General features: G+C 59.2%; 15 protein-coding genes. 10 read left to right on the forward strand and 5 right to left on the reverse strand.

All coding sequences use genetic code 11. The features are described from left to right. Positions 1-31 precede the first annotated feature (31 nt). From hisB to hisIE, 8 genes are all read left to right on the forward strand, one after another. Positions 32-1,135, forward strand: a complete 1,104-nt coding sequence (hisB, locus tag J4D99_RS05095; protein ID WP_208130634.1) for a bifunctional histidinol-phosphatase/imidazoleglycerol-phosphate dehydratase HisB — start codon at positions 32-34, stop codon at positions 1,133-1,135. Between the two features lie 59 nt (positions 1,136-1,194). Next, positions 1,195-1,878, forward strand: coding sequence for an imidazole glycerol phosphate synthase subunit HisH (hisH, locus tag J4D99_RS05100; RefSeq protein WP_208130635.1), 684 nt, complete (start codon positions 1,195-1,197; stop codon positions 1,876-1,878). Between the two features lie 55 nt (positions 1,879-1,933). Further along, a complete protein-coding gene (locus tag J4D99_RS05105) occupies positions 1,934-2,662 on the forward strand; it encodes a 1-(5-phosphoribosyl)-5-[(5-phosphoribosylamino)methylideneamino]imidazole-4-carboxamide isomerase (protein WP_208130636.1) in 729 nt (242 codons plus the stop codon). 23 nt (positions 2,663-2,685) lie between these two features. Beyond that, positions 2,686-3,312 carry a hypothetical protein gene (locus tag J4D99_RS05110; protein WP_208130637.1) on the forward strand — a complete coding sequence of 209 codons (627 nt, stop codon included), beginning with the start codon at positions 2,686-2,688 and terminating at the stop codon, positions 3,310-3,312. A gap of 28 nt (positions 3,313-3,340) precedes the next feature. Further along, entirely contained in the window at positions 3,341-4,072 is a 732-nt protein-coding gene (locus J4D99_RS05115) for an HAD family hydrolase (protein ID WP_208130638.1), read from the forward strand. A gap of 77 nt (positions 4,073-4,149) precedes the next feature. Further along, the gene (gene hisF, locus J4D99_RS05120; RefSeq protein ID WP_208130639.1) at positions 4,150-4,935 is read left to right on the forward strand and encodes an imidazole glycerol phosphate synthase subunit HisF; all 786 of its coding nucleotides are present in this window, start codon (positions 4,150-4,152) and stop codon (positions 4,933-4,935) included. A 58-nt stretch (positions 4,936-4,993) separates the two neighbouring features. Continuing rightward, positions 4,994-5,401, forward strand: coding sequence for a VOC family protein (locus tag J4D99_RS05125; RefSeq protein WP_208130640.1), 408 nt, complete (start codon positions 4,994-4,996; stop codon positions 5,399-5,401). A 56-nt stretch (positions 5,402-5,457) separates the two neighbouring features. After that, a complete protein-coding gene (gene hisIE / locus J4D99_RS05130) occupies positions 5,458-6,132 on the forward strand; it encodes a bifunctional phosphoribosyl-AMP cyclohydrolase/phosphoribosyl-ATP diphosphatase HisIE (RefSeq protein WP_208130641.1) in 675 nt (224 codons plus the stop codon). 142 nt (positions 6,133-6,274) lie between these two features. On the opposite strand, the gene J4D99_RS05135 is transcribed toward hisIE, so the two are convergent. The 5 genes from J4D99_RS05135 to J4D99_RS05155 all read right to left on the reverse strand — a co-directional run bounded on the left by J4D99_RS05135 (position 6,275) and on the right by J4D99_RS05155 (position 13,516). Further along, entirely contained in the window at positions 6,275-7,294 is a 1,020-nt protein-coding gene (locus J4D99_RS05135; protein WP_208130642.1) for a hypothetical protein, read from the reverse strand. A gap of 1,018 nt (positions 7,295-8,312) precedes the next feature. Beyond that, positions 8,313-9,515, reverse strand: coding sequence for a tetratricopeptide repeat protein (locus J4D99_RS05140; protein WP_208130643.1), 1,203 nt, complete (start codon positions 9,513-9,515; stop codon positions 8,313-8,315). A gap of 192 nt (positions 9,516-9,707) precedes the next feature. Beyond that, positions 9,708-12,311: a DNA gyrase subunit A gene (gyrA, locus tag J4D99_RS05145; protein ID WP_208130644.1), complete on the reverse strand. Its 2,604-nt coding sequence runs from the start codon at positions 12,309-12,311 to the stop codon at positions 9,708-9,710. 261 nt (positions 12,312-12,572) lie between these two features. Beyond that, the gene (locus J4D99_RS05150; protein ID WP_208130645.1) at positions 12,573-12,836 is read right to left on the reverse strand and encodes a hypothetical protein; all 264 of its coding nucleotides are present in this window, start codon (positions 12,834-12,836) and stop codon (positions 12,573-12,575) included. Continuing rightward, positions 12,833-13,516 carry an HD domain-containing protein gene (locus tag J4D99_RS05155; RefSeq protein WP_208130646.1) on the reverse strand — a complete coding sequence of 228 codons (684 nt, stop codon included), beginning with the start codon at positions 13,514-13,516 and terminating at the stop codon, positions 12,833-12,835. The genes J4D99_RS05150 and J4D99_RS05155 overlap by 4 nt, the downstream gene beginning before the upstream one ends. 102 nt (positions 13,517-13,618) lie before the next feature. Between J4D99_RS05155 and J4D99_RS05160 the strand changes: the two genes are divergently transcribed. Both J4D99_RS05160 and J4D99_RS05165 read left to right on the forward strand, forming a co-directional pair. Then, complete coding sequence (locus tag J4D99_RS05160) at positions 13,619-14,614, forward strand: NAD(P)H-dependent glycerol-3-phosphate dehydrogenase (protein ID WP_208130647.1); 996 nt, start codon at positions 13,619-13,621, stop codon at positions 14,612-14,614. Positions 14,615-14,655: 41 nt separating this feature from the next. Next, entirely contained in the window at positions 14,656-14,856 is a 201-nt protein-coding gene (locus tag J4D99_RS05165; RefSeq protein WP_208130648.1) for a DUF4259 domain-containing protein, read from the forward strand. Positions 14,857-14,898 lie beyond the last annotated feature (42 nt).

Below are 14,898 nucleotides of genomic sequence, written 5' to 3' on the forward strand. Positions count from 1 at the left end.
GTTAAAACTGTTAAATCCGTTTGAATCTGCGATGAAAAAGGTATTATTCATTGACCGCGACGGCACCATCCTCATCGAGCCGCCGACTGACTACCAGATTGATGCCTGGCATAAATTCGATTTCGTGCCCGGCGCCATCACGGCCCTGTCTCAGCTAGCCCGCGACGGCGAGTACGAACTCGTCATGGTCACCAACCAGGATGGCCTCGGCACCGACAGCTACCCCGAGGCTACCTTCTGGCCCTACCAGCAAAAAATGCTGGACATTCTGAAAGGGGAGGGGGTCGAGTTCAGCGAGATTCTCATCGACCGCAGCTTTGCCCACGACCCGGCCCCGACGCGCAAGCCCGGCACCGCCTTGCTCACGCGCTACCTCGACCCGGCTAGCGGCTACGACCTCAAGCACTCCTACGTGATTGGCGACCGCCTCACCGATGTGCAACTGGCCGAGAACCTGGGCTGCCAGGCCATCTTGCTGCACGCCGACGCCGACGAGCGCGCCGCCCTCAGCACCACCGACTGGGCCCGGGTGTACGAGCACCTGCGCCGCCCGCCGCGCAAAGCCCACGTGATGCGCAACACCAACGAGACGCGCATCGAGATTATCCTCAACCTCGACGGCACCGGCCACACCGATTGCCAGACCGGGCTAGGGTTCTTCGACCACATGCTCGACCAACTGGGTAAGCACAGTGGCTGCGACCTCTACGTGCGCACCCACGGCGACCTGCACATTGACGAGCACCACACGGTAGAAGATACGGCCATCGCCATCGGCGCCGCCTACAACGAAGCCCTTGGTGACAAGCGTGGCGTAAACCGCTACGGCTTCCTGCTGCCTATGGACGACGCGCTAGCCCAGGCGGCCATCGACTTCTCGGGCCGGCCCTGGCTGGTGTGGGCTGCTGACTTCAAGCGCGAGCGGGTAGGCGATGTGCCGACCGAGCTGTTTTACCATTTCTTCAAAAGCTTCTCCGACGCGGCTCGCTGCAACCTCAACATCAAATGCGAGGGCGACAACGAGCACCACAAAATCGAGGCGATATTCAAGGCCGTGGCCAAGTCCATCAAGATGGCATTGGTGCGAGACCCCGCCGGGCAGCACGTGATTCCCAGCACGAAAGGGATTCTGTAAATCGTATTTATCATTTGGGTAAACTTAGGTAAGTTTTTCATTTAACCAAATGTTTTAAGATGAATATCGCCGTTATTGACTACCAGGGCGGCAACGTGCAGTCGGTGCTTTTTGCCTTGGAGCGGCTGGGCATGAATGCCACGCTCACCTCGGACCCCGACGTAATTCGCGGGGCCGACCGGGTACTGTTTCCGGGCGAGGGTGAGGCGAGCTCGGCTATGCGGGCGCTGCGCGCCGCCGGCCTCGATAAGGTGCTGCCCACGCTCACGCAGCCCTTCCTGGGGATTTGCCTGGGTATGCAGTTGCTGGGCCGCCACAGCCAGGAGGGCCCGGCCGGCGGTACCGAACTGCTCGGGATGCTGCCCTTCGACGTAGTTCGGTTCACCCCGCCCGACGCTGCCCACAAGGTGCCCCACATGGGCTGGAATAATCTCCACGACTTGCAAACGCCGCTTTTCGCGGGGCTAGGGTCTGCGGGCGAGTTGAACCCCCAGTCGGACTCGAATCAAGCCCCGGTAGCTCCGTCGCTGCTGCCTACGGCGGCTGACTACGTGTACTTCGTGCACAGCTACTACGCGCCGGTGGGCGACTACACCATTGCCCAAGCCAGCTACCCGGCCGAGGTGCCATTCAGCGCCGGCGTGCGCTACCGTAATTTCTACGGCGTGCAGTTTCACGTGGAGAAGAGTGGCCCCGTAGGCGAGCAAATTCTGAAGAATTTCCTGACCGCCGACCTTGCCTAGTATTTAACAAATGTTTTAAGTATGTCGGATTCGTCGACGTACTTGTATTGCTCAAATGGATATAATACCCGCTATTGACCTTATCAACGGTTCGTGCGTGCGCCTGACTGGCGGCGACTTCGCCCGTCAAACTACCTACGGTGCCGACCCGCTGGCGCAAGCCCAGTACTTCGAGCAACTCGGGTCTACCCGCCTGCACCTGGTTGACCTCGACGGCGCCCGGGCCCGCGAGCCGCGCCAGCTGCCGGTGCTCGAACGCATTGCGCGGCATACCCAGCTGCACATCGACTTTGGGGGCGGTATCCAGACCACGGCTTCCGCCGAGGCAGCCTTTGCGGCCGGGGCGGCACAGCTCACGGCCGGCAGCATCGCGGCCCGCGAGCCGGCGTTGGTGGGGGAGTGGCTAGCCCGGTTTGGGGCCGAGCGCATCATCATTGGGGCCGACTTTAAGGGGGAGTACATTGCTGTGAGCGCCTGGACTGAGCAGTCGGACAAGACTCTGACGGGCTTTATTGGCACCTACTTGGCGGCCGGGGCCACCACCTTTATCTGCACCGACGTGAGTCGCGACGGCCAGCTCCAGGGCCCCGCCACCGATACCTACACCGCGCTGCGGCAGCAGTTCCCGGCGGCGCGCTTCGTGGCCAGCGGTGGGGTGACAACGGTAGCCGACGTAGCCGCCATGCGCGAGCTAGGGATGAGTGGGGCCATCATTGGTAAGGCCATCTACGAGGGCACCATTACGGAAGCGGAGCTGCGCGCCGAACTACGACAAGTATCCTAACAATGCCCTGGACCTGAAACGCTATGCTGGATAAGCTGCAGCCCGGCCGGGCGCTACGGATGCTCGCCGCCCTATTTCCGCCCGTTGCGGAAAGTGACTTCCAAGCGGTGTTGGCTATCCTGCCCGTGGATATGGCGGAGCAATTGTCGGTTAAGGGACAAAATGTCCGCTTGATTACCATTGCCTGGCGGGGTAGTTCGTTAGTATTGCCTTACCGGGTATACTTACCTGAGCCGGCCACCGAACAAGTATCGGGCCTGACCAGTGGGCAGCGGCAGGTGTTACATTGTCTCTATTTACGGCACCACAACGGGTATGTGCGGCAACGCCACCTAGAGGCGTTGTTTGCACTCGGGGCTGGTGAGCCGGCTGATTTTACGACTCCCTTCACCTTTAGTCTGCTAGGGGAGTACGTGCAGGAAATTCTGGAGGTGTTGACGCAACACTTAACGCCCGCCCTGGAAGCCAGCTACGTGCAGTTGATTCGTGAAAACCCTTTATACTGGCAGCAAACCCAGGGGCGGGTGGCCAGTTATTGGGATTGCTACTATCGAATTCGTAAGCGCGGCGCGCCACGTTTCCGGCACTACGTAGGGGCTCGCCTGCTGGCCCGACTGCAACAAGCCTGCCGACTGGCCGCCGAAAAGTAACGCGGAGCCTTGTTTTTATTCCTTATCGATGCCCTCTGCCCCGACTATTACCACCATCCTCTTCGACCTGGACGACACCTTGTTCGACCACGCGGGTACGGCCCGGGCTGCACTAGCCGCTACGGCGGCTCGCCGGCCTACGCTGCAGGGGGTGCCGGTCGAGACCCTCTACCAGCACTACAGCGAGCTGCTCGAAGAGGTGCACCCGCTAGTAATGACGGGCCGTATCTCGTACCTGGAGGCCCGCCAGCAGCGGTTTGCGCGCCTGCTGGCGCCCTACGAGCCCACGCCCACTGCGGCCGAAGTAGCCCAGCTGGCCGAGCAGCACTACGGACACTATCAACAGTTGCGGCGGCCGGTGCCCGGCGCGCTAGCCCTGCTCCAGGCCCTGAAGCCCGCGTATAAGATTGGCATTATCACCAACAACCGCACGGCCGAGCAGCAGGAAAAGCTACGGCACCTGGGCATGAGCCACCTGGTGGATGCCCTCATTACCTCCGAAGACGTGGGCGTGCTCAAGCCCGACCCCGCCATTTATGTGCAAGCGTTGCAGCGGCTAGGGGCCACGCCCGCCGAAACGGTGATGGTGGGCGATAACTGGCAGGCTGACGTAGTAGGGGCCCTGGCCGCGGGTATCCGCCCGGTGTGGCTGAACCGCCTGGGGGTGGCCCGGCCGCAGCCTCAGGTAGCCGAGCTGGTTTCCCTAGAGCCGCTAGGGTCCGTTTATCAAGTAATTACGGAGGCCGGTTATCCCCAGTAGTGGAAGTCTATGCCCCCCTGGGTGCCCCGACCAGTAGTATTGCCGGTACCTTCGAAGAAGTTTAACACTAGAAAACTATGCTCACCAAACGCCTCATTGCCTGCCTCGACGTGCAGAACGGCCGCACCGTGAAAGGTACCAACTTCGTGAATCTGCGCGACGCCGGCGACCCCGTGGCGCTGGCCGCGCGCTACGCCCTGGAGGGCATCGACGAGCTGGTACTGCTCGACATCACGGCCACCGTCGAAAAGCGCCGCACCCTCATTGAGCTGGTGCGCAACGTGGCCCGCGAAGTCAACATCCCCTTCACCGTGGGCGGCGGCATCGGGGCCGTGGCCGATGTGGAGGCCTTGCTGCTAAGCGGCGCCGACAAGGTCAGCCTCAACTCCTCGGTCCTGCGTGAGCCCGGTCTTATCGACGAGCTGGCCCAGCGCTTCGGCTCGCAGGCCATTGTGGTGGCCGTCGATGCCCGCCAAACCAACGAAGCCGCCGCTAGCCCTGCCGATGAAGCCTGGGAAGTCTTTACCCACGGCGGCCGCCGCCCGGCGGGCCGCGAGGCCATTGCCTGGTGCCGCGAGGCCGCCGAGCGCGGCGCGGGCGAAATACTCCTCACCAGCATGAGCCACGACGGTACCCGCGACGGCTATGCCCTGGGCCTGACCAGTGCCGTGTCGGCGGCCGTGGGGGTGCCTGTCATTGCCTCGGGTGGGGCCGGAGCGGCGCCGCACTTCCGCGATGTCCTGCAACCTGGCGTAGCTGATGCGGCGCTCGCGGCCAGCGTCTTTCACTTTGGCGACTTGTCGGTGGCGGGCCTCAAAAACTACCTATTAGCCGAAGGCGTGACCATGCGTCCGGTAGGGTAGGGTGCTCGTTTTTTCAACCCGAAAGGGGGCTAGGCCTATTTTTATCTACTAAGTAGCTATGCAACAACAGCTAGCCCATGTCGCCCTGGTGGTGCGCGACTACGACGAGGCCCTGGCCTTTTATACCCGGCAGCTTGGCTTCGAAGTGGTGGCCGATACGCCCCTGGGCGGCGGCAAGCGCTGGGTGCTGGTAGCCCCGCCCGGGGGGCAAGGGGGGAGTGCCCTGCTGCTGGCGCAGGCCGATGGTCCCGAGCAGCTAAGCCGCGTGGGCAATCAGACCGGAGGCCGGGTATTCCTGTTTCTGACCACCGACGATTTCTGGCGCGATTATCACGCCATGCAGGCCCGGGGTGTCCACTTTCACGAAACACCCCGGGAGGAAGCTTACGCCACGGTGGCTGTGTTTGAGGACCTCTACGGCAACCTCTGGGATTTGCTGCAACCTAAACCCGCCGTAGCCGCTTAGGCGGTTATACCTTTTACAATGCCTTTACGCGGGGCTAGCCCGCCGTTTTCCCTTTTATGCAGATGGAGTTAGATTTTAATAAAATGCCCGACCGGCTTATCCCCGCCGTGGTGCAGGATGCTGCTACCGGACAGGTGCTTATGCTAGGCTACTTCAATGCCGAGGCCTGGCAGCGCACCCAGGCCGAGGGCCGCGTCACGTTCTTCTCGCGCTCCAAGCAACGCCTCTGGACCAAGGGCGAAACCAGCGGTAACTTCCTGCAGGTAGTGAGCCTGCACGTAGACTGCGACCAGGACACGGTACTGGTGCTGGCCCGCCCCGATGGCCCCACCTGCCACCGGGGCACCACCAGCTGCTTCGAGGACGAAGCCCTACCATCCTCGGCACCAGGCGCGTTGCCGGCCCCGGCCATTGGTTTTCTGGCCGAGCTTGAGCGCCTTATTGAGCGGCGCCACCAGCATCCGGCTGAGGAGCCGGGCTCCTATACGGTGCGGCTCTTTGAAAAAGGTCTGTCCCGGATTGCCCAAAAAGTAGGGGAGGAGGCCATCGAGACAGTTATCGATGCCATGGCGGGTAATAAAGAGGGGCTAGCCGGCGAGGCGGCCGACCTGCTCTACCATCTGCTGGTGCTCTTGCGCGTCAGCGGCTCTTCGCTGGATGAGGTGTTGGCAGTGCTGCGGCAGCGGCATCAGGTCATTGGCAGTGGGCAGCGCCGGCCCTTGCCCGACTAAGCTTAAGTGCAGTTGACTGCTTAATTAAAACTGCCCCAGCCACTAGTAAAGGGCCGATTTTAATTAAGCAGTCAACTTAACATAATAATTATATGAATTGGTTTTTTGCTGATAACAAGTACTTTAGGTTTTCGCCTTAAAACTACTGGCTAAGGCGGCGTTCGATTTTGCTGAGTAAGGCCCGCACTACAGCCAAGTCCTCCACATCAACAACCTCCAGCGAAGTATTAAGCCCTGGGCCCGCAACTTGAATGCGAAAGACGAGTGCGTTAGGCTCGTTTTCGCTCGGTGCTGGCAGACTGGGCGCTGGTGCCGGCTGTGTTACTGGAGCAGCAGAGGCGGCATTAGGCGAAGAGTTGCGCAGGGCACCACTGTTGCTTGGAGTTGGTGGTTGTGCTGGTACTGTCCCGGCAAGGCCGAATAAGCTGGCAATGGCGTCGCTAGTGGCCTGTGGAGCCATTCGCGCCGGAGGAAGCAAGCTTGGCCTAGCCGGTGCGCTCGACGTTGATGCAGGTGGCGCGGTAGTAACTGCTGTATCAGATGGTGTAGCTACCTCGTCAGTACCCTCGTCATCTGCCTCGTCAAAGGGGGGCTCGCTAGGAACTAGCGGGAGTGGAGATTGTCGAAAGACGTTGGCAGAGGGAGCGGGGCTGGCTAATTCTCGCCGCGCCGGCTGTTGAGCGGCTAGTTGGTCAATGTCAGCCATGATGTTGTGCTCGTCAAGTAAGCCAACCATCCGAGCGCCATCTACAAAAGCCTTGGCGACGCCCTGGGCATTGATTTCTTCGACGTCAAATTCGCGGATTAGTAGGACGTCAAGCATGGCCACAGGTAGTTCGCGAGAACGGAATTTGCGGCACAGCTGCGTAAATAAGGGCGGATTCAGAAAGGCTTCCCGGTGAAAGACCAGTTCTTCCTGCTTGTCGTAGGCATGCTTGATGCGACGAAACAGGGTGGTTGTGGTAAGCATCTCGCGCTTACTGGTCAGTAACCCGAACTTGACCGCTGAGCCAATAATCGCTTTGAAAGAGCCACTTACTTTCCGGTTGAGTTTCCGGGCACAGGTCTCTAAGGCACATTTTCCCCCAGTGTCATCTACTACCTCGGCAACTTCCCAGGCTCCGGTATAGCTTGTGCGTGGGTAATCAATCAGTTTAGGCATAAAACGTTACAAGAACAAGACAGGGTTTATACGGGAGTAAATAAAAGAAAGGTTAGGTGATTGAGTACTATAAAGTACAAAAAAGTATAAAAATTAATTATCATTTTATGCTTTTTTGTACTTTATAGTACTAGTTTATTCTTCTTGACTTTGTGCTAATGCTAGTCATACCATTTATACTTTCAGGCATAACTGATAGGGGAGGAATTACCCCATTATCAACAAGACTATTATAATGACCGACGGCCAGCTAACAACTCATCGAGTACCTCAGCAAAGCCCCAGTTGCCTCAGAAATCACAATAGCTGAAGAGTACCGAAAAATATCAGGGCTTTGCGCGCTCGTGCTCGTCAACAAAAGACAACCTAGAATTAGACGCGTCAAGAGCATCCAAGCTCAACACGCGGTTGTGGTGTAGGAATATAAGGCAGTCAGCAGTTTCTGATTGTTGCAGCAAGCATCAACCAGGGCGGCAAAGAAGATGGTTCTTACCCAAACTATTTGACCACTATGGGTAGCCTTATATTTCTACTTAGTACATATCAATTGGCAAGCGACAACGGCTACGGCACGCAAACCAGACATCTCATTCGGAAAACCGGCTTCTAGCTTAGAATGCTAGTGATAATCGCCAAGCTTTACGCCAGTGCCGAGGTGGAGGCCATGGTGCCATGAAAAGACACACCAGACACACTGAACTACGATTCTACTGTAGCGACACTAGTTTCACAGCAACTACAACTTTTATCTGAGGATCCTAGCAGTGTTCAAATTAACTCAGTTCTAATTATGCGCTAGCTTTATGACTCAACAATGGCTACCTGAAACCGCCCAGCGAGCCCCATTCGTTTGTCTTATAATTTATATTATGTTAAATTGAATCTGCGAAAAGCCCGACATCGTTTGTCACCCTTTCTATTCACCCTCCCCTTCGCGCCTACACATTCTAAAAAAGCCCGACCAGACTGGTCGGGCTTTTTTTTACAAAACAGCAGCGAATACTGACAACAGACTGAATTACTTCTTGAGTGCCTGGAGACGAGCAGCCATTTTCTCCGAATCGGCATTGCGGCCCAACCGGAAATAAACCTTCTGCAAGGCACTGATAGTGCTCGGGTCATTGGGCTGAATCTCGAGCGCCTTTTCAAAATACGGCACCGAGGCCTCGAAGTATTTTTTACCTTGTGCCTCCAGGGGCTTGCCTTTGAGCTGATACGTTTTCAAGTCCATTTTGCTAGCCTTGGTATACAGCGTAGCAGCCTGGTTGAAATTGTAGATACCCATGTTGAACTGCGAATCGAAATTATTGGGGTCGAGTTCAATGGCTTTCTTGTAATCAGCCTGCGCCAGGTCAGTTTTGCCCTGTTTGTCATAAACCCCGGCTCGCACAGCGTACAGGTTGGAGTTGTTGGGGTCAGCCGCGATTGCCTTGCTGATTTTATCCAGGGCCCCGGCGCCGTTGCCGCCGCTCATGGCCACGTTCAGGTCTTCAATAAGGAAGGTCTTATTGTTGGGGTATGCCGCTAGGGCCTGCTGCAGCACCTTCTGCGCCTCAGCATCGTTCTTCTCCTGCCGGGCTATTTGCAACAATTGTGTATAAACCCCTACCGGCGCGGGCTTGGTTTTGTAGGCGTCCATCGCCAGCAACTGGTTATAGGCCGACTTGGCTCCGGCAAAATCCTGCTTAGCGGAGTAGGCATATGCCCCGTAAAGCACGGCAGATGTATCCTGCGGATTCATCTGCGAGGCGAGCTTGTAGCTGGCAATGGCCTTATCGTAGTCTTTGTCGTTGTAGCTCTTCACGCCCGCGTTGAAGGCTAGCCCATAGAGATTCTGCAGCCGGCCTGCCACCTGCTTGCCATATTCGCCGGTGGGCCCATCAAGCGCCAGCGCTTTCTGATACGACTCGGCCGCTTTCTGCAGCGGCTCGCCGGGCTGCATGTCTTTGGTGTATTTGCCAAATAGCGCCTGGGTGCTGGGGTCTACCAGCTGGTAATAGATTTCGCCACGCGTAAACCACGCTTTGGCTTTATCCTTTTCTTTGGTTTTATCGCTGGCAACGGCTTGGTTGATGCTTTCCAGCGCCTTATCCAGCTGGCCAGCTTTCTGGCTCAGGATGGCGTTGGTAATCGCCGAACTTTGCGCCAGAGCCGGCGTGGCCAGGCCTACGGTGCCCATTAGGACGGCCGTGGCGGCTAGCGTCAGAAGGTTTTTTTTCATTGGGAGGGGAAAGAAAAATGGTTGAGATGACAAAACTACACCCGCCCGGCAAACGGGATGCCAGCCGGGGTCTACGCTAGCCCCAACCAGGCGGTTTACTACAAAAGCCGGTTAAAGTCCTACGCGACCGGCCCGGCAATAGAAAAGGGCGACCCACCTGGGGGCCGCCCCGCTCCTATTTCTAGCCGAGCCCTACTCCTGCTCGTCGGCCTCGGCGTCTTCCTCGTCGGCGGCCAGGTCTGTGTCGTCGGCTACGTCGAGGTCGTCATCGGCAAGCGATGCCCCGGCGCCTGGTACTAACGCAGCGCCCCCCAGGGCTTCGGCCACCAGCGGCTCCAGCTCTTCGACCTCGGCGGCCGCTACTTTGGCTACCGATGAGATTTCGTCATTGGCCGCCACCTTAAACAGACGCACGCCCTGCGTAGCCCGGCCAATGGTGCGCAATTCACTCATGCTCAGCCGAATGGTGAGGCCCGAACGGTTGATTATCATCAAATCGTCGGCATCAGTCACGGCCTGGATGCTCACCAGCTTACCGGTTTTCTCAGTTATCTGCATGGCTTTCACACCCTTGCCGCCGCGGTTGGTGATGCGGTATTCTTCCAGCGCCGAACGCTTGCCGTAGCCATTGTCGCTCACCACGAGCAGCTCCTGGCTGGCATCGGCGATGCACACCATGCCCACTACTTTGTCGTCGGCATCTTCTTCGCTGAGCGAGATGCCACGCACCCCGGCGGCGGTGCGGCCCATCTGGCGCACTTTCTCTTCGGGGAAGCGCACGGCCCGGCCCGAGCGGGAAGCCAGAATAACCTGCGAATTGCCGGCCAGCAGCTGCACGTCGAGCAGCCGGTCGCCTTCGTTGATGGTGATGGCATTGATGCCGGCCGCCCGCGGACGCGAGTACGCTTCGAGCGGGGTCTTCTTCACCGTGCCCTGCTCGGTGCAGAACATGAGGAAGGTATTTTCCAAGTAGTCGGGCGAGCGCAGGTTGCGCACGTTGAGCACCGAGCGCACGGCGTCTTCCTTGGGCTTGTCGATGAGGTTTTGCAGCGGCGTGCCCTTGCTGGTCTTGGCGGTTTCGGGCACTTCGTAGGCCCGCAGCCAGAACATGCGGCCCTGCTCGGTGAAGATGAGCAGGTACTCGTGGGTGGTGGCCACAAACAGGTGCTCCGTGAAGTCGTCCTGCTTGGAGCCGGCGCCACGGGCACCTACCCCACCCCGCCCCTGCGTGCGGTACTCGTCGAGGCTGGTACGCTTGATGTAGCCTTCGCGGCTGATGGTAATGACCATCGCCTCGTCGGCAATCATGTCTTCCATCGAGAAGTCGCCGCCGGCGTGGTTGATGCTCGTGCGACGGGCATCACCGTAGCGGTCGCGCATCTCCAGCAGCTCACTCTTAATGAGGGCGCGCTGCTCGGCTTCTGAAGCCAGAATGGTATTCAGGCGGTCGATAAGGCGCATCAGGTCCTCATATTCGGCTACGAGCTTGTCGCGCTCCAAACCGGTGAGGCGCTGCAGGCGCATGTCCAGAATGGCGCGGGCCTGCACTTCGCTCAGGGCAAAGCGCTCGATGAGGCCTAGCCGGGCCACCTCGGGGTCGCGCGACTCGCGGATGAGCTTAATTACCTCGTCCAGGTGGTCGAGGGCGATGAGCAAGCCTTCCAGGATGTGGGCCCGCTTCTGGGCCTCGGCCAGCTCGAAGCGCGTGCGGCGCACGATTACTTCTTCGCGGTGCTCGACGAAGTACTTGATGAGGTCACGCAGGCCCAGCGTCATCGGGCGGCCCTTCACCAGGGCCACGTTGTTGACGCCAAACGACGACTGCAGCTGGGTGTACTTGAACAAGTTATTCAGAACCACCGTGTTCAGGGCGTCGCGCTTGAGCTCATACACGATGCGCATGCCGTCGCGGTCGCTTTCGTCGCGCAGGGCGGCAATGCCCTCAATCTTCTTGTCGTTGATGAGCGCGGCCGTTTTCTCAATCATCGAGGCCTTGTTCACCTGATAGGGAATCTCGGTCACGATAATCTGCTCCTTGCCGCTGGGCAGGGTTTCGAAGTGGTGCTTGGCCCGCATCACGATGCGGCCCCGGCCGGTTTCGAAGGCCTGCTTCACGCCCTCGTAGCCGTAGATAATGCCGCCCGTGGGGAAGTCGGGCGCCGTGATGTGCTCCATAAGCTCGGTCACGGTGATGTCCTCGTTGTCGAGGTACGCCACGATGCCGTTCACTACTTCAGTCAGGTTATGCGGGGCCATGTTGGTGGCCATGCCCACGGCAATGCCGCTGGTGCCGTTCACGAGCAGGTTCGGGAACTTGGCGGGCAGCACGCTGGGCTCTTCGAGCGAGTCGTCGAAGTTGGGCTGAAAGTCAACTGTATCCTTGTCGAGGTCCCCTAGCAGCTCATCCGACAAGCGCTTGAGGCGGGCCTCGGTGTAGCGCATGGCGGCCGGCGAGTCGCCGTCAATCGAGCCAAAGTTACCCTGGCCATCTACCAGCGGGTAGCGCAGGCTCCAGTCCTGAGCCATACGCACCATGGTGTCATACACCGAGCTGTCGCCGTGCGGGTGGTACTTACCCAGCACCTCGCCCACGATACGGGCCGACTTCTTGTGGCTTTTGGTGTACGACACCCCTAGCTCGCTCATGCCGTAGAGCACGCGCCGGTGCACCGGCTTGAGGCCGTCGCGCACGTCGGGCAGCGCCCGCGAGATGATAACCGACATCGAGTAGTCGATGTAGGCTCCGCGCATCTCGTCTTCGATGTTTATCGAAATGATTTTTTCGCCTTCGGCCATTCTGTTTGTGGCTGTTAGCTGACCGCGGCTGGCGGTCGGCTGTTGTTCAAGAAAAAGCGGCGGCCCGCCTACGCGTCCGGTTAGGAACACGCCCGGCAATACGCCTGCTTATATGCGTGCGCAATTTACGCCAAAAAAGCCACTTTTCCTAGCTTCTGCGCCACTTTGTGCAGCCGCTCGTCTACCCCCCGACAACTACCGCCGAGGCCACGCTAGCCCCCTCAAAAAGCTAAATCACCTAAAAAGGCCCTAGCGCCCAGTTTACTTCAGCGACTTGCTGTGGTCGCTCTTCTTGCGCTTGTTGTCGCCGTCGTGCTGGTTCTTATACCGCTCGCCGATGGCGGGGTACTGCATTTTCCAGATGGGCCGGGCGCGATACTTTACGCCGTTGTGGTAATGCGCTTTGCGGGCGTGGCAGGCATCGATGGGACACGTGCGGCAGCTGGCGAGCCCCAGTCCGGCCAGCAGCGTCAGCAAGAGGTAAAACCGGCTCCGGCCAGCAGGTAGTAGCGTGTCCTTCATCATGCGGTAAAGGTAGCGCCCGGTAGCTGGGCCGCATCTTCACTAGCCCACTCACGCAGAAACTGGGCCACAAACTGCTCCATGAAGCGGTGGCGCTCCTCGGCCAGCCGGCGAGCGGCGGGCGTGGTGAGGCGGTCCTTAAGATGCAGCAGCTTCTCGTAGAAGTGGTTAAGGGTGGGCGCGGTACTTTGCTTATACTGCTCAAAATCGGCGTGCGACACGGGCGGCGTGGCCGGGTCGTGCATCGGGCGGCCCTTGTGGCCCCCGTAGGCAAAGGCTCGGCCTATGCCAATAGCGCCTATGGCATCGAGGCGGTCGGCATCCTGCACCACGGCGGCTTCGGGGCTGCTGACGGGCGTTTCGACCCCTAGCCCTTTAAAGCTCACTTCGCGAATAACCTGCTCGACGCGGGCAATGGTAGCCTCGGGCACGTGCTGGCTGGCCAGCCAGGCGCGGGCGGCGCGGGGGCCGGCCTCGTAGTCGCCGCCGTGGAACTTCCAGTCGGCAATGTCATGCAGCAACGCCGCCAGCTCAGCTACTTCGAGGTCGGTGCCGGGCGTTTGGGCGGCCAGCGCCCGCGCCACCTGCCACACCCGCCGGATGTGCGGCCAGTCATGACCCGAGCCCTCAGCTTGAAATTTTTCTTCGATAAAAGCGGCCGTAGCGGCAATAACTGCAGACATAAGAAAACAAGAATTCCCACAAATATGCAGCTGCCGGCTCTAGCTTGCGGGCTGAATTCCCTCCCGACTTCCCCACGGGCCGGCTCGCCCCGCCCCTGCTCTATGGAAAAAATTGCCATGATTGGCGGCGGCTCCTGGGCCACCGCGCTAACTAAAATCCTCTCCGAAAACGGCGCCCGCGTCGATTGGTGGCTGCGCTCGAAAGACGACGTGCAGCACCTGATGCGCACCGGCCACAACCCGCGCTACCTCTCCTCGGTGCTCTTCGACCGCAACCTGGTCTACCCCACCACCGACCTTAGCGATGCCGTGCTGGAAGCCGATTGGCTGGTGTTGGCCGTGCCGGCGGCCTTCGTGCAGCCCGTGCTCGACAAGCTGGGCCGCGACGCCCTGCGCCACAAAAGCGGTGTGGTGTCGGCCATTAAAGGCATGATTCCGGGCAAGAACGTGCTGGTGACGGACTACGTGCAGGAGCGCTTCCGGCTGCCCGCCGCCCAGCTAGGGGTCATTGCCGGGCCCTGCCACGCCGAAGAGGTAGCCCTCGAAAAACAGAGCTACCTCACCATCGGCTCGCCCGACGTGAGCGGGCTAGGCCTCGCTTTCTGCCAGCTGCTGCGCAACCGCTACGTGAGCGCCCACCCGGCGGCCGACCTCGACGGCATCGAGTACTGCGCCGTAATGAAAAACATCATCGCCCTCACCGGCGGCATTGCCCACGGCCTGGGTTACGGCGATAACTTCCTGGCCGTGCTGGTGAGCAACGCGGTGCAGGAAATCCGGCGCTTCTTGCAGGCCATCTCGCCCCAGCCGCGCGACCTCTCCGCCTCGGCCTACCTCGGCGACTTGCTCGTGACGGCCTATTCGCAGTTTTCGCGCAACCGCACCTTTGGCAGCATGGTGGGCCGCGGCTACTCCGTGAAGTCGGCCCAGCTGGAGATGAATATGATTGCCGAGGGATATTATGCCGTGAAAAGCATTCACGAGCTCAACCGCCAGCTTAAGGTGAATATGCCCATCACCACAGCAGCATATAATATTATCTATGAGCGTATTGCCCCAGCTGTGGAGCTGGAAATACTAAAGGAGAAGCTGCGGTAGCATACGTTCGCCTGTCATCACTTACTTCAATTGAGCACTATATGGGCGCTTGGGAAAACCGAAACTTTGAAAATGACCACGCCATGGATTTTGTCGGTGACTTTACCGATAACCCATCGTTAGCCATGATAGAAGGCGCCTTATCCACCGTGGTGGAGTTGGGTGCAGAAGAAGAGTATATTGAAGCCGATGAGGCTAGTGTAGCCTTAGCAGCCACTACTAACTCCTATTCATGCTACTGATACCCTTCAAAAGCTAGCACGGAAGGCTGTAAGGTATATTAA

Origin of the sequence: Hymenobacter sp. BT559 (genome assembly GCF_017571525.1) — a bacterium.
Taxonomy (GTDB): Bacteria; Bacteroidota; Bacteroidia; order Cytophagales; family Hymenobacteraceae; genus Hymenobacter; species Hymenobacter ginsengisoli.

Coding starts and splice junctions, on each gene's coding strand:
- J4D99_RS05135 (WP_208130642.1), bottom strand. CDS start 7,294: ATGCCTAAACTGATTGATTACCCACGCACAAGCTATACCGGAGCCTGG.
- J4D99_RS05115 (WP_208130638.1), top strand. CDS start 3,341: ATGCCCTCTGCCCCGACTATTACCACCATCCTCTTCGACCTGGACGAC.
- hisB (WP_208130634.1), top strand. CDS start 32: ATGAAAAAGGTATTATTCATTGACCGCGACGGCACCATCCTCATCGAG.
- J4D99_RS05140 (WP_208130643.1), bottom strand. CDS start 9,515: ATGAAAAAAAACCTTCTGACGCTAGCCGCCACGGCCGTCCTAATGGGC.
- J4D99_RS05110 (WP_208130637.1), top strand. CDS start 2,686: ATGCTGGATAAGCTGCAGCCCGGCCGGGCGCTACGGATGCTCGCCGCC.
- J4D99_RS05165 (WP_208130648.1), top strand. CDS start 14,656: ATGGGCGCTTGGGAAAACCGAAACTTTGAAAATGACCACGCCATGGAT.
- gyrA (WP_208130644.1), bottom strand. CDS start 12,311: ATGGCCGAAGGCGAAAAAATCATTTCGATAAACATCGAAGACGAGATG.
- J4D99_RS05150 (WP_208130645.1), bottom strand. CDS start 12,836: ATGATGAAGGACACGCTACTACCTGCTGGCCGGAGCCGGTTTTACCTC.
- J4D99_RS05125 (WP_208130640.1), top strand. CDS start 4,994: ATGCAACAACAGCTAGCCCATGTCGCCCTGGTGGTGCGCGACTACGAC.
- hisH (WP_208130635.1), top strand. CDS start 1,195: ATGAATATCGCCGTTATTGACTACCAGGGCGGCAACGTGCAGTCGGTG.
- hisIE (WP_208130641.1), top strand. CDS start 5,458: ATGCAGATGGAGTTAGATTTTAATAAAATGCCCGACCGGCTTATCCCC.
- hisF (WP_208130639.1), top strand. CDS start 4,150: ATGCTCACCAAACGCCTCATTGCCTGCCTCGACGTGCAGAACGGCCGC.
- J4D99_RS05160 (WP_208130647.1), top strand. CDS start 13,619: ATGGAAAAAATTGCCATGATTGGCGGCGGCTCCTGGGCCACCGCGCTA.
- J4D99_RS05155 (WP_208130646.1), bottom strand. CDS start 13,516: ATGTCTGCAGTTATTGCCGCTACGGCCGCTTTTATCGAAGAAAAATTT.
- J4D99_RS05105 (WP_208130636.1), top strand. CDS start 1,934: ATGGATATAATACCCGCTATTGACCTTATCAACGGTTCGTGCGTGCGC.